General features: G+C 70.4%; 15 protein-coding genes. 9 read left to right on the top strand and 6 right to left on the bottom strand.

What is annotated here, in order from left to right; all coding sequences use genetic code 11:
- Window positions 1–801 precede the first annotated feature (801 nt).
- Complete coding sequence (locus tag R9Z33_RS06950; protein ID WP_318650577.1) at window positions 802–1,335, top strand: Abi-alpha family protein; 534 nt, start codon at window positions 802–804, stop codon at window positions 1,333–1,335.
- Window positions 1,336–1,382: 47 nt separating this feature from the next.
- On the opposite strand, the gene R9Z33_RS06955 is transcribed toward R9Z33_RS06950, so the two are convergent.
- A complete protein-coding gene (locus tag R9Z33_RS06955; RefSeq protein ID WP_318650578.1) occupies window positions 1,383–2,756 on the bottom strand; it encodes a DUF6538 domain-containing protein in 1,374 nt (457 codons plus the stop codon).
- Between the two features lie 291 nt (window positions 2,757–3,047).
- Between R9Z33_RS06955 and R9Z33_RS06960 the strand changes: the two genes are divergently transcribed.
- Complete coding sequence (locus tag R9Z33_RS06960; protein ID WP_318650579.1) at window positions 3,048–4,727, top strand: dihydroxyacetone kinase family protein; 1,680 nt, start codon at window positions 3,048–3,050, stop codon at window positions 4,725–4,727.
- A gap of 169 nt (window positions 4,728–4,896) precedes the next feature.
- On the top strand, window positions 4,897–5,853 hold the full coding sequence (locus R9Z33_RS06965; protein WP_318650580.1) for an MBL fold metallo-hydrolase: 957 nt from the start codon (window positions 4,897–4,899) through the stop codon (window positions 5,851–5,853).
- A 7-nt stretch (window positions 5,854–5,860) separates the two neighbouring features.
- On the opposite strand, the gene R9Z33_RS06970 is transcribed toward R9Z33_RS06965, so the two are convergent.
- On the bottom strand, window positions 5,861–7,534 hold the full coding sequence (locus tag R9Z33_RS06970) for a formate--tetrahydrofolate ligase (protein WP_318650581.1): 1,674 nt from the start codon (window positions 7,532–7,534) through the stop codon (window positions 5,861–5,863).
- Window positions 7,535–7,634: 100 nt separating this feature from the next.
- On the opposite strand from R9Z33_RS06970, the gene R9Z33_RS06975 reads away from it, so the two are divergent.
- Together R9Z33_RS06975 and R9Z33_RS06980 are read left to right on the top strand one after the other, a co-directional pair.
- Window positions 7,635–8,609, top strand: coding sequence for a Bug family tripartite tricarboxylate transporter substrate binding protein (locus tag R9Z33_RS06975; RefSeq protein WP_318650582.1), 975 nt, complete (start codon window positions 7,635–7,637; stop codon window positions 8,607–8,609).
- Between the two features lie 4 nt (window positions 8,610–8,613).
- The gene (locus R9Z33_RS06980) at window positions 8,614–9,384 is read left to right on the top strand and encodes a polysaccharide lyase (RefSeq protein WP_318650583.1); all 771 of its coding nucleotides are present in this window, start codon (window positions 8,614–8,616) and stop codon (window positions 9,382–9,384) included.
- Here the strand turns inward: R9Z33_RS06980 and R9Z33_RS06985 are convergent.
- Complete coding sequence (locus R9Z33_RS06985; RefSeq protein ID WP_318650584.1) at window positions 9,353–11,017, bottom strand: glycosyltransferase; 1,665 nt, start codon at window positions 11,015–11,017, stop codon at window positions 9,353–9,355. The two genes, R9Z33_RS06980 and R9Z33_RS06985, sit on opposite strands and share 32 nt — an antisense overlap.
- A 2-nt stretch (window positions 11,018–11,019) precedes the next feature.
- Window positions 11,020–12,636 carry a PilZ domain-containing protein gene (locus R9Z33_RS06990; RefSeq protein ID WP_318650585.1) on the bottom strand — a complete coding sequence of 539 codons (1,617 nt, stop codon included), beginning with the start codon at window positions 12,634–12,636 and terminating at the stop codon, window positions 11,020–11,022.
- A gap of 199 nt (window positions 12,637–12,835) precedes the next feature.
- On the opposite strand from R9Z33_RS06990, the gene R9Z33_RS06995 reads away from it, so the two are divergent.
- Window positions 12,836–13,486 (top strand): OmpW/AlkL family protein, encoded by a 651-nt coding sequence (locus R9Z33_RS06995; RefSeq protein ID WP_318650586.1) that lies wholly within the window; start codon window positions 12,836–12,838, stop codon window positions 13,484–13,486.
- Here R9Z33_RS06995 and R9Z33_RS07000 read toward each other — a convergent pair.
- Window positions 13,474–14,028 carry an NAD(P)-dependent oxidoreductase gene (locus R9Z33_RS07000; RefSeq protein WP_318650587.1) on the bottom strand — a complete coding sequence of 185 codons (555 nt, stop codon included), beginning with the start codon at window positions 14,026–14,028 and terminating at the stop codon, window positions 13,474–13,476. The genes R9Z33_RS06995 and R9Z33_RS07000 overlap by 13 nt on opposite strands.
- The gene (locus R9Z33_RS07005) at window positions 14,025–15,689 is read right to left on the bottom strand and encodes an NADPH-dependent assimilatory sulfite reductase hemoprotein subunit (RefSeq protein WP_318650588.1); all 1,665 of its coding nucleotides are present in this window, start codon (window positions 15,687–15,689) and stop codon (window positions 14,025–14,027) included. The genes R9Z33_RS07000 and R9Z33_RS07005 overlap by 4 nt, the downstream gene beginning before the upstream one ends.
- 88 nt (window positions 15,690–15,777) lie before the next feature.
- Between R9Z33_RS07005 and cobA the strand changes: the two genes are divergently transcribed.
- Genes cobA through R9Z33_RS07020 form a run of 3 tightly spaced genes read left to right on the top strand, consistent with a single transcriptional unit; the run spans window position 15,778 to window position 17,397 of the window.
- On the top strand, window positions 15,778–16,587 hold the full coding sequence (gene cobA, locus R9Z33_RS07010; RefSeq protein WP_318650589.1) for a uroporphyrinogen-III C-methyltransferase: 810 nt from the start codon (window positions 15,778–15,780) through the stop codon (window positions 16,585–16,587).
- Complete coding sequence (locus tag R9Z33_RS07015; RefSeq protein ID WP_318650590.1) at window positions 16,574–16,747, top strand: hypothetical protein; 174 nt, start codon at window positions 16,574–16,576, stop codon at window positions 16,745–16,747. Before cobA ends, R9Z33_RS07015 begins: the two co-directional genes overlap by 14 nt.
- Complete coding sequence (locus tag R9Z33_RS07020) at window positions 16,747–17,397, top strand: peroxiredoxin (protein ID WP_318650591.1); 651 nt, start codon at window positions 16,747–16,749, stop codon at window positions 17,395–17,397. Before R9Z33_RS07015 ends, R9Z33_RS07020 begins: the two co-directional genes overlap by 1 nt.
- Window position 17,398: the final 1 nt, after the last annotated feature.

The following is a 17,398-nucleotide window of genomic DNA, read 5'->3' on the forward strand; positions in this document are numbered from 1 at the left end:
GCTACCAGCCGAGCGGAGGAGTGTTGTATAAATGACACAGTCGGGTTGTCCCTGTTGGGTTTTGTGAAGAACGATCCCCTTAGAGGGACTATCCCCTTCTTTTTCAATAGCTTGATGTAACCTCTCCCGGTGCCGTCAGGGTGGTCCTGCACGGCTGCCATAACGGGAGATACGATGATGGTGGTTCTGTCCCTGGGTTCTTCGCTTCGCCTTGAGTGCGACCGCGCGGGGGCCTTCGTCCGGTTGGGAAGTCGAGAGCTTTACGCCCGCCGCTATGCCGATGCGGCCCCGTCATGGGCATGGCACAGGGACGCGGAGGAGGCCTTGGAGGTGGATGCGGGCCGGTTCCGCCTCACTGTGTCCCGGATGCCCGTAGCGGCCCTGTAGCGGCTCCCTGAAGGGCGTGGCGGGGGAGGGGCATCCTTGTTGGGGGTCTCTCCCGTCAGGGCCTCTTGCGGCCCGTCCCGGCTCTGCCGTAGCGGCGGACGTGGCGGGGGCCTGTAGCGGGCCAGCCCCTACAAGCGGGGATGCGGGCGGGCAGGGGTCCTTAGGGGCACTTGCCGGGCGCTTCCCGCTCACTGTGTCGGGGTGCCCGTCGCTGGCCTGTCGCGGCTCCCGTAGCGAGCCGTATCGCTTACCCGCGTGGTGGCAAAGACGGCCCGTGCCGTTGCATACTCAGGCATTGGACGGGGGTGAAGCATGGTGTCGGATGAGACTGTGAGGGCGGGGGCTGTAGCGATAGCCGAGACGGCCAAGACGGCGGGGAAGGCGATTGATGCGACTAGCGGCTTCGGCGGGTGGTTGAAGCAGACCCTTGGCACCATCCCCGAAGACCTACTTGGGATTGCCGGTGGCGATTGGCTGCACCAACAGCGACAACGGAACGTCCTGGCAATGAAGGCCAAGACTGAAGAAATTCGCCTCCGCATCGGGGCCGGTCCCCCGAACGCGCCAAGCCCCTCAGTCGTGCTGCCGTTGCTGATCGGTGCGGCGGACGAAAGCCGTCCAGAGCTTCAAGACCTATGGGCCGCGTTGCTTGCGAGTGCCCTTCAGCCGGACGGGGGGGAGCGTGTCCGGAGAGCGTTCTTCGACACGCTGAAAGCCATGGAACCGGTTGACGCTCGTTTGTTCAGGGCGTTGGCGGCCTACGGTCCGGGTGCATTAATCGGCGATCAGGTGGAAGCGCGTATCGAGGAAGACTTGAGGCTATTCGGCGCGGCCGCCGCTGTCGGATGGGAGGCTCTAACCAAGCTTGGCCTTATTCGGACGAGCTTGAACAAGCAGATGACCCTTTACGGCCAAGAGTTCTGGCGGGCATGCAACCCATCCATGTGACTGAAGGTCCCCCGAACGGGTCACGAAGGTAAAGTGCAGCTTTACCTTCACGGGCCTTCACGCCCCGCCAGAACGGGGAGCTTAACGGCTTCCACACAGGCCCGCTTGAGGTCCTGAAGCTGCCCCGGAGTGACGTAGCGGCTTGTCGTCACGTCTTCCTTCGGTTGCTTGTGTCCAACGACCTCCCGGATGACGAAGAGGGGCTGTCCCGCCGTCGCTGCCCTTGTGATGAACCATCGCCGGAAGCTGTGGAAGTTGACCAGCGAACGGCGCTTGCCCTCCGGCTTTTCGTGAACGCCCACCTTCTCCCGGTAGTAGTTGAACCGCTTGCTTGCGGAGGGGGAGCGTTCGCCGTGCTGGTTCATCTTCAAGCCATCGTCGAAGAGGTAAGCCGTCGCGGGCTTGTCCTTTGATCGGCGGGCGATGATGGGCACAAGGTCCGGGTGCATCGGCACGTCGCGGGGGACCACGGCCTTGTTCCCCTTAACGCCGGGGGCGCGGATCACGTTGCCCTTGCACATGCCGACCGTGAGACGCGCAATCTCCTCAATCCGCATCCCCGTGAGCGCCCCAATCCGCATGAAGTCGAGGAGGAAGGTATCCGTGGTTCCCGTCAGAAGGGTCTTCACCTCCTCATCGGTAAACGCCCGTTCCTTCGCGTCGTCGCCGTCCGCCAGCGGCTTGCGTGGGGCCTGCTTCTCCCACGGGTTATGGGACCCTTCGGCAACGACACCCCGCCTCTCCATCCACACCCAATAGCCGGACAGCGCCGCAATGATGGTCCTGATGCGCGTGGCGCTGATGCCCTGCTTCTGAAGGTGCTGAAGGTAGAGGGCGACGGATCGGCGGCTTACCCTCTCGATGATCACGCCGCTTGCGTCCTTCGTGGACCAGCCTGCGAAGGTCTTCACGATGCTCCGGTAATCGGCAGCGGTGCGGGAGCGGTAAGCCCCGCGCTGGCCCGGTTCGGCTAGCCAATCTTCGATGTAGGTGGTCGTGAGTGTGGCGCGGCCCATCGCAATGTCCGCGAAGTCCTCGGCTCGGGCCGGGCCTTGCTCCCGTTCAATCCGATGCCCACGGTCCGCCACCATGTCCAAGACGAGGGTGTCGTCAGGGACCTCCTGAAGCAGCCCGTTGGGGTCCTCGATCAGCACAGAGGGGACGCCCTTGCCCTCCCGCGCATCCTTCAGCGTCTCCCGCCACCCCATCGCCTCGGCCACAAGCGGGTCCGTATCGGGCTTCTTGCGGCGGACCCCATCAAGCCATTTGTGCAGTTCCCCCAAGACGGCCCCAAGCCGCGCCTTGGCAACGTGCTTGTCAGACGTGCCGAGCGTCTTGCGCTTCTTGTTGCAGCCCGCCGCCGCCCTGAGATCAGGGGGGACTTCCAGCACCGCATACCAGCCCTGGCGGCGCTTCTCCATGTAGCCCGTTATCCTTGCCACCCCCTCACGATCCCCCTCACGATTTCCCCCTCACGTTGCCCTTGAAGGTGAGGTTTTGCAAGGGTTCTGCCGTGGTCAGGATCGTAAGGGGAGGCTCCCATCCCCTCCGCCACTTCTCTATGCCCGTCCGCGAACCTGCGACGCATTCCCGCAGACACCGCTTGCTCGTGTCCTGGCGGAAGCCACCCTCCATCTGACCGCCGCTCGTTGCGGCGACTGGTGGAGCGAGCGCGTCAGGCGCTACGCTTCTGTCCCGTCCGGGGGAACGCCATGCGAAAATTCGTCAATGACCCGCGCGCCGCGGCGCGCGAGATGCTCGAGGGGCTTGCGGATCTCTCGCCCGGGCTCGCGCTGATCGCGGAACACGGCATCCTCCTACGGGCGGCCCTCCCGCCGCCCGCGGCACGGCGCGTTGCGGTCATCTCCGGTGGCGGCTCTGGGCATGAGCCGGCGCATGCGGGCTATGTCGGCCCCGGGCTGCTGACCGCGGCCGTGGCGGGCGACGTCTTCACCTCGCCCTCCGTGGATCAGGTTCTGGCGGCGATCCGCGCCACGGCCGGTCCCGCCGGGGCGCTGCTGGTGGTGAAGAACTACACTGGCGATGTGCTGAATTTCGGCCTCGCCGCCGAACTGGCGCGCGCCGAGGGCATCCCGGTCGAGAGCGTGATCATCGGCGATGACGTCGCGCTGCGCGAGTTGGTGGAGCCCGATCGGCGCCGCGGAATCGCGGGAACCGTGCTTGTTCACAAGGTTGCCGGCGCCGCCGCCGAGGCCGGGTTGCCGCTGGCCGCAGTCGCAGCCGAGGCTCGCGCCGCCGCGGCGGCGGTCCGCAGCATGGGGATGGCGCTCGGCCCCTGCACCGTGCCCGCCGCGGGCCGGCCGGGCTTCGAGCTGCCGGATGACATGATGGAGCTCGGCCTCGGCATCCATGGCGAGGCCGGCCTGCGCCGCGTGCCGCGCGCAGCGGCCGATGCCGCGGTCGCCGCCCTGCTGGAGGCGATCCTGGCCGACCACGCCCTGCCGCCCGGCGGGCGGGTCGCGCTGCTGGTCAACGGCCTTGGCGGGACGCCGCCAATGGAGCTCGCCATCCTCGCGCGGGCCGCCCTGGCCGGGCTGCGCGGGGCCGGGCTGGTCGTGGAGCGCGCCTGGTGCGGCGCCTTCCTCACCGCGATCGAGATGCCGGGTTTCTCGCTCTCGGTCATGGCGCTGGATGCCGCACGTCTGACCCGGCTGGATGCCACGGCCGCGGCGCCGGCCTGGCCGGGTGGCGGGCTCCTGCCGGCGGCGCGGCAAATCGCCGCCGATCCGTCCCCGCCACCTGCGCCGCCGTCGGGCGCGGCCGATCCGGACCTGCGCGCGGCGGCGCTGGCGGTGGCCGAGGCGCTGGATGCGGCCGAGGCGGAGCTGACCGCGCTCGACGCTGCGGGGGGCGATGGTGATCTCGGCCTCTCGCTCGCGCGAGGCGCTGCGGCGATGCGGGCCCTGCCCGAGGGTGCCTTCGCGGATGCGCCCACCGCGCTCGCGGCGATCGCGGGCGCGCTCCGCCGCGCGATCGCCGGCAGCTCCGGCCCCTTCTACGCCGCGGCGCTGGTGCGGGCGGCGCGCCACTTGCCGGCACGGCCCACCCCCGCCGAATGGGCGGCCGCCTTCGAGGCCGGCATCGCCGCCCTTGCCGCCTTGGGCGGTGCCAGGCCCGGCGACCGCACCATGCTCGACGCGCTGCAACCGGCGGCGGAGGCGCTCTCGGCCGCGTTGCGGCAGGGATCCGGCGCGCGGGACGCGCTCGACCGCGCCGCCGAGGCGGCCGAGGCGGGCGCGCAGGCGACCGCGGCGATGCACCCGCGGCGCGGCCGCGCGAGCTATCTCGGCGCGCGCGCTCTCGGCACCCCGGATGCCGGCGCCGTTGCCGTCGCTGTCTGGTTGCGGGGCCTCGCGCGCAGCCTGACATAGGGCAAGGCCCCGCGCCGCTTGTCCCGCAGGCCTTCACGATCAGGATGAAGCGACCGGGCGACGCTGTCCTCGCCTCGCGGCGGCATGCGCGCCGGTTGCAGCCGCGCGCCACACGGGCATAGGCTCCTCTCAGGAAGGCCGGCCCAATCGGCCCCTGGAGGAAGCCCGCATGTCCCTGCCACGCCGCCACGCCATCCTTGCCGCGCCCTTGCTTCTGGCCGCCTCCGGCGCCGCCCGGGCTGCGCAGCCACCGGTCGGGCGCCAGGTCGCCAGCCTCTACCGCACCAGGATCGGCGATATCGAGGTGACAGCGGTCAGCGACGGCACCATCGCGCTGCCGCCTGGCGTCTTCGGCGAGGCAAACCTCGCCGAGGCGCGCCGCATCCTGGCCGAGAATTTCCAGCCGACCGAGGGCCCCGTCCCCTGCGCGCTCAACACCTTCCTGGTGAATTCCGGTGGCAGGCTCTCCTTGATCGACACCGGCTCGGGCGACGCGCTGGGGCCCACCATGGGGCAGCTTCCCGCCAACCTCGCCGCCATGGGCGTCACGCCGGCCATGGTGGACAGCGTGGTGCTGACGCACATGCACCGCGACCATGCGGGCGGGCTGTGCAGCCGCGAGGGTGCCGCGCTCTTCCCCACCTCGGAACTGGTCATCCCCGAGGTCGAGGCCGCATTCTGGTTCGATGAGAGCAACATCAACCGCGTGCCGCAGGGCTCACGCGGCGGGTTCGCCTATGCGAAGCAGGTCGAGGCCGCCTATCGCGGCCGCATCCGCCGCGTGCCGGGCGGGCGTGAGGTGAATCCCGGCATCACCTCGGTGGATGCCTTCGGCCATACGCCGGGCCACACCATCTACCGGATCGCCTCCGGCCCCGCGCAGTTGCTGGTCTTCGGCGACATGGTGCATTTCCCGGCGCTGCAGACCCGCCACCCGGAATGGGGCATTGCCTTCGACGTGGATGCCGCCGCGGCCGTCGCCACGCGCCGCCGCGTCTTCGACATGGCGGTGGCGGACCGGCTGCTGGTCGCGGGCATGCACATGGACTTCCCGGGCTTCGGTCGCATGCGGCGGGACGCCGCGGGCTATCACCTGGTCAGCGCGCCCTGGCGTCCCTTCCTGTAGGGCGGCCTTAGAACAGGCCCTCGATCCGCCCCTGCTCGTCCAGCCGGATGGTCTCGGCCGCCGGCACGCGGGGCAGGCCCGGCATGGTCATCACATCGCCCGTGATGGCGACGACGAAGCCCGCCCCTGCCAGCAGCCGCACGTCGCGCACGGGCAGCACATGGTCCACCGGGGCGCCCATCGCCGTGGGGTCGGCCGAGAAGCTGTATTGCGTCTTGGCGATGCAGATGGGCGCGGCGCCGAAGCCCATCGCCTCGAAGCGCTTCAGCTTCGCCAGCACCGAATCCGGGATCGCCACGTCGCGCGCGCGGTAGATCTCGCGCGCGATGGTGCCGATCTTCTCGGCCAGTGGAATCGCGTCGGGGTAGAGCGGCTGGAAGGCCGCCTCCTTCGCGTCCAGCCGGCGCATCACGGCATGGGCGAGTTCCACCGTGCCGGCCGCGCCATCCGACCAATGGGTGCAGAGGATGGCCTCGGTGCCGAGTGCGGCCATCGCCTCCTGAACCGCCCGGATCTCGGCCTCGGTGTCGGCGGTGAAGCGGTTGAGCGCCACCACGGGCGGCAGGCCGAATTTCTTGATGTTCTCCACATGGCGGGCGAGGTTCGCCACGCCGCGCTTCACCGCGTCCACATCTTCGCGGCCCAGATCGGCCTTGGCCACGCCGCCATGCATCTTCAGCGCGCGGATGGTGGCGACGATGACGCAGGCATCGGGCGAGAGGCCGGCGAGGCGGCACTTGATGTCGAGGAATTTCTCCGCGCCCAGGTCGGCGCCGAAGCCCGCTTCGGTGACCACCACATCGGAGAGGTGAAGGCCCAGCGTCGTCGCCATGACCGAGTTGCAGCCATGCGCGATATTGGCGAAGGGTCCGCCATGCACCAGCGCGGGGGAGCCCGCCAGCGTCTGCACGAGGTTGGGGGCGAGCGCGTCGCGCAGCAGCACCGCCATGGCGCCATCGGCCTTGAGGTCGGCCGCCGTCACGGGCTTTCCGTCGCGCGTGGAGGCTACGATGATCCGCCCCAGGCGGCGTTGCAGATCGGCCAGGTCATGGGCCAGGCAGAAGGCCGCCATCACCTCGCTGGCGACGACGATGTCGAAGCCATCCTCGCGCGGGAAGCCATTGGCCGTGCCGCCGAGCGAGCCCACAACGCTGCGCAGCGCGCGGTCGTTCATGTCGAGCGCGCGGCGCCAGGTGATGCGGCGCGCATCGATGCCCAGCGCGTTGCCCCAGTAGATGTGGTTGTCGATCATCGCGGCCAGCAGGTTGTTGGCCGCCGTGATGGCGTGGAAATCGCCGGTGAAATGGAGGTTGATGTCCTCCATCGGCACCACCTGCGCATGGCCGCCGCCCGCAGCGCCCCCCTTCACGCCGAAGCAGGGGCCGAGCGAGGGTTCGCGCAGGCAGATCATGGCGCGCTTGCCGATGTGGTTGAGCGCATCGCCGAGGCCGACCGTGGTGGTCGTCTTGCCCTCGCCCGCCGGCGTCGGGTTGATGCCGGTGACGAGGACCAGCTTGCCGCGTGGCCGGTCGGCCCGGGCGCTCGCCACGAAATCGAGGCCGATCTTGGCCTTGTACTTGCCGTACGGCTCCAGCGCCGCGTCCGGGATGCCGGCCTTGGCGGCAATCTCGGCGATGGGGCGCAGCGTGGCGGCGCGGGCGATTTCGAGGTCAATGGACATTCATGTTCGCTCCCGTAACGTGGCGGATATGACGGCAAGAGGTTGTTTGGACAAGCCGGGCCCATCGCGGCAGGATGCGGCCAAACCGGAGGAACCCCTGATGCTGAACCGTCGCGCCCTGCTCGCCACGCCCGCGCTCCTGCCCGCCCTCGCCCAGGCGCAGCCCCAGGCCGATTGGCCGCAACGCCCGGTCACGATGATGATCCCCTTCGTGGCGGGCGGCCCGTCCGACATCACCGGGCGCGTCATCGCCGCGCGGCTGGGCGGTCTGCTCGGCCAGACCGTGGTGGTGGAGAACCGGCCCGGCGCAAATGGCGCCGTGGCGGCCCAGGCCATGGCGCGCGCGGCCGCCGATGGCCACACGATCATGACGGGCTCCATCGGCGTCTACGCCATCAACAAGGCGCTGCGCCCCAACCTGCCTTACGACCCGGTGCGGGATTTCGCGCCGATCACGCTCGCGGTCACCACGCCCAATGTGCTGGTGATCAACCCGCAGCAGGTGCCGGCCACCGACTATGCCGGCGTGCTGGCCTGGCTGCGGGCCAATGGCGCGCGCGCCTCGTACTCCACCTCCGGCGTCGGCTCGTCGGAGCACCTGACGATGGAACTGTTCAAGCTGCGCACGAATTCGGAGGCGACGCATATCCCCTACCAGGGCGGAGCCGCGGCCGCGACGGCGCTGCTGGCCGGCGATGTGCAACTCACCTTCCAGAATCTCGGGACGGTCGCGCCGCATATCGCGGCCGGGCGGCTGCGCGCCGTGATGGTGACCAGCGCCGCGCGCAACGCAACCATCCCCGCCGTGCCGACGGCGGGCGAGGTGGGGCTCTCGGATTTCGTCGTCACCTCCTGGCAGGCGGTGATGGCGCCCGCCGGCGTGCCGGCGCCGATCCTGGCGCGGCTGGAGGCCACCTGCATCGAGAGCCTGCAGCACCCGGAAAGCCGCCAGCGGCTGAATCAGATCGGCTTCGACGTCGTCGCCTCCAGCGCCGCCGATTTCCGCCGCTTCCAGGAGGCCGAGGTGGCCCGCTGGCGCACCGTGGTGGAGCGCGCGCAGATCCGGGCGGAATAGGCCGGTGCGGCGGCTGGCGGGCCTGCTGATCCTCGCCGCCGGCCCGGCCCTGGCGCAGCCCTGCGAGGGGCGCTACCCGGTCGCCACGCCGCTGCCGGCGGAACTGCGCGAGGCCGGGCTCCGGAATTTCTGGGGGCGGGAGAACATCGCGCCCCTGCCGGGCGAGCCAGGCGCCTTCCGCATCCGCTACCCGGCCGGCTCGATCAATCCGGGCAACGCCACGGCGCCGGTCGGCGGGGCCGGCTTCTCCTGGACGCCCGGTGCGCCCGCCGAGGCACGCTGCCTCAGCTATCGCGTGCGCTTCAGCGAGGGCTTCGATTTCGCGCTGGGCGGCAAGCTGCCTGGCCTTGCGGGGGGGGAGGCGCCGCGCGGCTGCAACCCTGCGGATCTCTCCCGCGGCTTCTCCGCGCGCCTGATGTGGCGCGCGCGGGGCGAAGGGGAGCTCTACCTCTACGCGCCCGACCGGGCGGCGCGCTGTGGCGAGAGCATCGGCCGCGGCAGCTTTCGCCTCGCCCCCATGCAATGGGCCGAGATCCAGCAGGAGGTCATCGTCAACCGCCCTGGCGCGGCGGATGGCGTGATCCGCCTCTGGGTGAACGGGCGGCGCGTGCTGGAGCGGCGGGATCTGGTGCTGCGCGAGAATGGCTCGATCCGCGTGAACGGCCTGCTCTTCGCGACCTTCTTTGGCGGCAGCGACCCACGCTGGGCCTCGCCCCGCGAGCAATGGGCCGACTTCGCCGCCGTTACCCTCTGGGACGCGGCCCAGGCGCGCTGACCGGCGGCGGCGGGGTCATCACGCTGCAGGGCGTGAGGCGGTCGGTCGAGCAGGGCAGGCGGAGCGAGTGTTCCTCGCGCGGGCGGGTGTCGAGCACGGCCGGAAGGCCGACCGGCGCCCCATGCTCCAGCTCAGGGTCGAGCTGATGCGCGGTGACGATGACCAGCAGCATGAAGCCCATGAGCGAGAGGGCGAAGAAGCCGCTGGACAGCCGGGCCGCGAGGCCCTGGCCCCCCACCGCCGCCAGGCCCTGGCGGTTCCAGCGTTGCCGGTCCGGGTGGTGCAGCACGAAGATCTTCACCAGCGAGCCGACGATCTGGTTGTAGTAGAGCAGCAGCGGGAAGATCGGGTGGAAGCGGCCCGTACCGAACCAGTTGAGCAGCGTGATGGCGCTGCGCGTCATCAGCACCCAGAGGATGTAGAGGATGATGAACGCCGTGCCGTGCAGGAGCGCGGCGGTCAGCATCACGGCCGGGCCGGCGAGGCTCGTCCAGGGCGAGATGCGCTGGTCGAGCACGCTGAGCCAGAAGAACCAGCCGAGGTGGCGGGGGCCAAGCGCCAGCGCGCGGCCATTGTTGCGGGTGGTGTTGCCGTACCAGCGCAGCATCAGCGCCGTCGTCGCGCGGAACCAGCCGCCGGGCGGCAATTCCTCGGCGCAGCCCACCGCGACATCGGGGATGTAGAGCATGCGCCAGCGCGTCTTCAGCAGCGCGAACCAGGTGCTCTTGTCATCGCCAGTCACCATCCGGATGAAGCCGAGCCGCCAGTGGTTGATGCCGTCATTGCCGATGGCGAGCGCGAAGGCGGGTGAGGCGACGGCTTCCATCCGATACAGCGAGAACCGGCCGGTCAGCACCAGCAGGCGGCGCGACAGCGCCATGGAGCACATGTTCTGGTCGCGCTGCGCCATGCGAAGCCGGTACCATTCGCGCACCGGCACCGAGCCCTGCACCAGCGGGCGGTTGTCGGTCGTCACCGCGCCCACATCCGGGAAGGCCGCGAGAAAGCGGCAGGTCTTCTCCAGCTGGCCCGGCTCGATGAGCGTGTCGCCATCCATCAGCAGCAGCTGCGCGTGCGGCGGCGGGCCGAGTTGCTGGATCAGGTTGATCGCATCCACCAGCGCGCCGCGCTTGCCGGTGCCCGCCTGGGGCAGCAGGTGCAGCGCCGAGCCCTCCGCCAGGTGGGCGCGCCGCCGCTCGAAGGCGCGGTGCAGGACCTCGGCATCCGCGAGGTCGGTGATGCAGGCGACGACGCAGCAGCGCAGGCCCGTGCGCAGCGCCTCGTCGAAGAGGCGGCCATAGACGGCGGCGTTCATCTCCGGGCTGATGCGGTAGCTGGTGACGACGACGTACAGCATGGGCGGCAGCGGCGCATGCTCAGCCGCCGCGCGCAGCCGCGGGAAGACACGGCGCCGGTAGATCATGGCGCGGATGTAGTGGATGGCGGCCCAGCCCCATCGCCACAGGCCAATCATGCCCACCGTGATCAGGGCCTGGGTGGTGGAGGCGACCTCCTCGTGCGGCAGCAGCGCGAGCAGCAGGAGCGTGATGGCCGCGAGCAGCATCCAGCCGGCCACGGCCGCCGCGGTGGAGGAGCGCGCCTTGTGGCCGGGCAGCAGCGCCTCGCCGGGCATGCTCAGCCGCCGAGCCGGGCGATCCAGGCGAAGCCCGGCAGGTTGAGCAGCAGCATGCGGAGCGAGACTGGCGCCTGCAGCAGCGCGGGCATGCCGATGGCATTGGCGCCGCCCGGCGGCGGCGCGTCCAGTGCCACGGTGACGAGGCCGTAGATGCGAAGGCTGCGCAGATTGTCGGGCAATCCGATGCGCCCGGTGTTTTCGGGATTGTGGTTGAGCGCGATGATCCGCCCCGGCGTCACGTCCCGCGCGCCGGCCAGCCGCACGCCGACGCGCTGGCCGAGCGCCAGGAAGGGGATGCGCGTACTGGGCACCAGCGCATCCACCTCGAGCGGCGCGGCGCTGCCCTCGGCGGCGAGGCCGAGCAGCACGTCACCCGCGAGCACCGCCGTCCCCGAGGGCACCGCCACCTGCGCGATCCGGCAGAGGCAGGGCGAGAGGATCGGCACGGGGGCGGCCAGCCGCGCCAGCGTCTGGCGCATGTCGTTCAGCGAGGCCGTCACGGCAGCGACCTCGCGCCGCACCTCCTCGGGCGAGCGCGCCGTGGGCCGGCCGTCATGGCGGAACCGTCCGGCCCGCGCCTCGCCCGCCAGGATCCGCGCCGCGTTCTCCGCCGCCCGTGCCTCGGCCAGGCTGCGGCGGTGGTGCATCAGGTTGATCTCTTCCTGATCGGCCCGGGCGCCGGCGACGATTCCCTGGCGCGTCAGTCCGGCGAGGCGGTTGAACAGCCGCTCCTGCGTCTCGACCTGCCGCTCCATCAGGCGCCGTGTCTCGGTGGCGGCGAGAAGATCGGCCTCGGCCTGGGCGCGGAAGGCCTCGAAGCTGGCCTCGCCGTGCTCCAGCTCGCCCTGCAACTGCCGCAGCCGCGCCTCGAGGGCGTTGATCTGGTGCGTGGTGTCCGCCACCACCTGCGTGGGCAATTCGGGGCGTAGCTCGCCGAGCACCTGGCCGGGCTCGGTGCGCAGCCCGGGCGCGCCGGCCTGGAGCACAAGCAGGCCCGGCTGCGGCGCGCGGATCATGGACATGGGGGCCGCGACCGCGCCGAATTCCGAATAGACGACGAGGCGGCTGGAGGCGACGTAGCCGGCTGCGAGCAGCAGGGCGAGCGCGGCCGCGCCGAAGGCGAGCAGGCTGCGCCGGTTGCGCCCGGTCGCCTCGGCGGGTTCCGGCGCATCGAGCGAGGCACGGGAGAGGGCGGAGGCCAGGCTGTCCGACCCGCTGAGCCAGATCGCCACCAGCCGGTCGAGTGCCACGGCGCCATCGGGCGAGATCTCGATGATCTGGAAGGATTTGGCGCGTCCGCCGGAGAGGCGGCGCACCTTCACCACCGCCTCGATCGCGAGCGAGAGATGGGGCTGCCCGATCCGGAAGATCACGCGGAACGGGTCGTCCAGCGCGGCGGGCGGGCCGTCCTCCTCGAGCGCGAAGCCGCCCACGCTGAGATCGGCCAGGCGATAGGTCGCGCCTGCCAGGTCCACCGTGGCGGGAAGCGCGACGCGCGGATGCGCGCGCTTGCCCGAGGGGCTGCGAAAGGAGAGCGGCGTGCCGCCCGTGGGGCTGGCGGGCAGGCCCGGATCCGCGCGCGGGGCGCGGAGATCAGCGTCAGAACTGCCCTCCATCCGCGGCCCATCCCTCCAGCAAACCGCCTGCGCGGGGAGCCTGGACCATAATCCACGCAGGAAGAAAAGCGAATTCCCCGCGGGCATCTGGTGCCGTTGCCTGAACCTTCCCATGAAGGGTTTGACACAGCGCAATGCAACATGACGTCGCCTCGGTAGATTTTGCGCCGGCAGCAGGGGCTGCGAAGAGGAAGAGGCGATGAAATCCTGGGGAAGACTTGCGGCAGCCGCGATGATGCTGGCGGGGGCCGGCGGCGCGATGGCGCAGGAAGTCGAATTGCGCGGCAAGCGCGCGGGCGACTTCATGATCGGTTTGGGCGCGGTCGGCGTGCTGCCGACCAATGGCGGCTCGGTGGGCACGATCGGTGGGACGCCCAATGCCAGCAACGCGGCGAGCCCGCTGCTGGACGGCACCTATTTCTTCACGCCGAACATCGCGCTGAACCTGATCGCGGCCACCACGCGGCACAAGCTGACGGTAACGAATTCGGCGCTGGGGACGGTCAATCTCGGCACTGCCTGGGCGCTGCCGCCGACGCTGACGGTGCAGTATCATCTGATGCCGCAATCGCGCATCAGCCCCTATGTGGGCGTGGGCCTGAACACGACCTTCTATTACGGCTATGGCGGCAACCCGACGACGGGCATCAACCGCGTGCGGATCGACCCGAGCGTGGGCGTGGCGCCCAATATCGGCGTGGACTACGAGATCGCGCCGAACTGGCTGGCGAATTTCGACCTGAAGTGGATCCTGATGCAGCCCGATGTGAGCGTGAACAGCGGCTTCGTCCGCGCGCGGGCCGACATCAACCCCTTCGTGATCAGCGCCGCCCTGCGCTACCGCTTCTGAGCGGCGAGGCCTCCGCGCCCTTCGGGCCGGACGCAGGGACAGTCGAGCCAGGCTGACTCCCGGATGCGGGCGCTCAGCGCCCGCATCACCTCGGGCGGTGCCGCACCCGCCGCCCGCAATTCCTGGCGCTGGCCGGCCAGCGCCTCCAGATGCGCCTCCCATTCCGGGCCGAAGCGCTGGTCGAGCCAGGCGCGTAGCGCGGCCGCCATGGCGGGCGCCCCGCCCCCGGTCGAGACGGTCAGCAGCAGATCACCACGCCGCACCAGCGCCGGCACATGCACGTCGCACAGATGCGGCACATCCTCGATGTTGACCGGGATGCGCCGGGCGCGCGCGGCCGCGGCCAGCGCCTCGCCCTCCGCCTGCTCCAGGCCGGCGCCGAAGACGAGTCGCGCGGCATCGAGCGTGGCCTCATCGGGCAATGCCGCGTGCAGCGTGAGGGGCAGGCCGGCCGCCTCCAGCAGCGCGCGGCGCTTCTCGAAGGCGGGGCCGCGGCCCACCAGCAGCACGGGCGTGGCCTTGGTGAAGACGAGCGGCATCATGCAGCGAGGGTCGCCCCTGCCAGCGCGCGGCAGGAATCCGGCCCCTGCCGCGTGCAGAAATCGCCGAAGCCCTCGCCGGGCACGCGCCATGCGGCCCAATGCGCCAGAAGCGGCGCGAGCGTGGCGCCGATCGCTTCCATCGGCACCTTGTCGGCCACGGCAAAGCTGAGGCGCGTTCCGGCGAAATCGCCGCCGACGAAGAGGGTATAGAGGCCAGGCGCCCGGCCGACCACGCCGATGTCGCCCTGGTAGGGCCGGGCGCAGCCATTGGGGCAGCCGGTCAGCCGCAGCGAGATGCGTTCGCCGAGCAGCCCGAGGCTCTCGAGCTCGCGCTCCACCTGTTCCAGGACGGGCTGCCGCACGCGCTCACCCTCGGCGAGCGACTGCCCGCAGGTGGGCAGCGCGACGCAGGCCATCATCGCGCGCGCGATGGGGGTGAAGGCCGCCGGCAGCGGCACGGCATTGGCGCGGAGCACCGCCTCGAGCGCGCCGCGATCCGCCCCTGCCACATCCGAGAGCAGCAGGTCCTGACCCGGCGTGGCGATGGGGTTCACGCCGAAGCGCTCCACCGCCTCGCGCAGCGCCGCGCGCAGCCGGCCCGCGATGCGCCCGGAAGGGATGTGCAGGCCGAGCCACCAGCGCCCATCCCCCTGGGCGTGCCAGCCGAGGTGATCGGGCACGGAAAGGCGCGGCAGCGGCGGGGCGGCGCGCAGCGGCCGGCCGAGATCCTCGGAAAGCCGGGCGCGGGCCCATTCGACGCCGCGCTCGGCCAGCACGTATTTGAGGCGCGCATGCTTGCGGTCGCTCCGGTCGCCATGATCGCGGGAGAGGCGGACGACGGCCTCCGCCACCTCCAGCACCTCATCCGGGCCGATCAGCGCCACGGCATCGGCCAGGCGCGGGAAGGTGGCGGGCTTGTTGTGCGTCATCCCCATGCCGCCGCCGATGGTCACGATCCAGCCTTCGGGGTGCATCACGAAGCCGAGGTCATTGGCCAGCACATCGGCCGTGTTGTCGTCGGGATGGATGAGGGCGATCTTGAACTTCCGGGGCAGGTAGGTGGGGCCGTAGAGCGGCTCCTCCTCGGGCGCGGTGGCCGCTTCCGCGCCCAGGAAGATCTCGTGATGGGCGCGGCTCTTCGGCAGCAACGCGTCCGAGAGGCGCCGGGCCTCCGCCTCCAGCCGGGCCTGCACGGCATCCCGGCGGGGCGCGGGCGAGGTGATGACGTTGCGCACCACGTCGCCGCAGGCGGCCAGGGTGGTGAGGAGGGTCGCGTTGATGGCGGCCACGGAGGCGCGCAGATTCTCGCGTAGGATGCCGTGAAATTGGACGCCCTGGCGGGAGGTGAGCCGTAGCGTGCCATCCGCGTGGTCACCGGCCAGGTCGTCCAGCGCCAGCCATTGCGCGGCGGTAAGCCGCCCGGCCGGGGCGCGGACACGGACCATGAAGGACCAGTCCTTGTCCTCGCCAGCCTGCTTGCGGGCGGTCGCGGTATCGCGGTCGAACTGCTCGTAGGTTCCGTGGAATTTCAGCAGCGTATAGGACGCTTCGGAGAGGCCGCCCTTGGCCGCGGCCGCGCTGAGTTCGGCATCGAGCGGGCCGCGCAGGCCGAGGCTCTGGGCCTTGATGGTTTCCGCGCCGCTGGGCTTCCCTTGAGTCATTTTCCAAAATCCTGTCGTAAAACCCCTGGACAGGCATTCCGCATTTATCTACGTTTTCGTCAAGCAGATTTTCCGGATTCGATCGTAGATGAACGTGCAATCTTTCTCGGCCCTGGCCGGATCGCAATTCCACCCGGGCGAGGTCTGGCTCTGCGGCGCCGGCCCGGGTGATCCGGAATTGCTCACGCTGCGCGCGGTCCAGGCGCTGGGCCAGGCGGACCTGATCCTGCACGACTCGCTGCCTGGGCGCAGCGCGCTGCGCCATGCGCGCCGCTCGGCCGAGATCGTCGCGGTCGGCAAGCGGAAGGGCGCAGCCCCCGTGCCCCAGGCCAAGATCAACACCCGCCTGATCGCCGGCGCCCGGGCCGGCCTGCGCGTGCTGCGACTGAAGGGTGGCGATCCCTTCACCTTCGGCCGCGGCGGCGAGGAGGCGCTGGCCTGCGAGGCCGCCGGCATTCCCTGGCGCGTCATCCCCGGTATCTCCGCCGGCATGGCCGCGCCGGCCGCGGCCGGAATCCCGATTACGCATCGTGGAATGGCCTCCGCCGTCACCTTCGTGACCGCGCATGACGAGACCGGCGCGCTGCCGGAGCTCAACTGGGCAGCGCTGGCGCAATCGGGCGCCACCATCGCCGCTTTCATGGCCGTCTCACGCCTCGACGAGCTGGCGTTGCGGCTGCTGGCCGGCGGCCTGCCCGCGGCCACGCCCGTCGCCCTCATCTCGCAGGCCAGCCTGCCGGGCCAGGCAGTGCTCCGCAGCACGCTCGGCCAATGCACGCTGGAGGCCCGCCGCGCGGGCCTGCCCACGCCGGCCCTGATCATCATCGGCGCAGTCGCCGCGCTGGGCGGCGCGACCGCTCTTCGGACCCTGGGAGGATTGCGCCATGCGCATGGCTGACTGGAGCGAGCCGGCGGATATCGAATTCTTAACCCCCGAGCCGCCCCCGCCGGTTCAGGATTTGCCCGAGGAACCCTGGCTTCCCGCCTGGGATGTAACCCTGATGACTGTTGCGGCCTTCGCCCTCATCGCGCTGGCCGCTCTCCTGGAGATCGGATGATGACCTTGCAATACGGTGCCCAGCTCTCGCTCGGCCAGATCGCCCCTGATTTCGAGGCCGAAACCACGGACGGCCCGATCCGCTTCAGCGACTGGGCGAAGGACAGCTGGGTCGTGTTCTTCTCCCACCCGCGCGATTTCACGCCGGTCTGCACCACCGAGCTGGGTGAGGCCGCGCGCCTCAAGCCCGAATTCGACAAGCGCGGCGTCAAGGTCATCGGCCTCAGCGTGGACCCGCTCGACAAGCACGACGCCTGGGCGGAGGACATTCGCCAGACCCAGGGCACGGCGCTGAACTTCCCGATGATCGCCGACCCCTCGAAGCATGTCTCGCAGCTCTACGGGATGATCCACCCGGAGGCCGACCCCTCCATCACCGTTCGCACCGTCTATGTGCTGGACCCGGCGCGGAAGGTGCGGCTGACGCTGACCTACCCGCCCAGCACGGGCCGCAACTTTCACGAGGTGCTGCGCGTCATCGATAGCCTGCAGCTGACCGACCGTCACAAGGTGGCGACGCCGGTGAACTGGCAGCCGGGCGAGCGCGCCATCATCGTGCCCTCGCTCTCCGACGAGGATGCGGCCAAGCGTTTCCCGCAGGGATGGCAGGCGGACCGGCCCTATCTGCGGTGGGTGGAGCTGAAGGAGTAAG

The organism is Sediminicoccus rosea (genome assembly GCF_033547095.1).
Taxonomy (GTDB): Bacteria; Pseudomonadota; Alphaproteobacteria; order Acetobacterales; family Acetobacteraceae; genus Roseococcus; species Roseococcus rosea.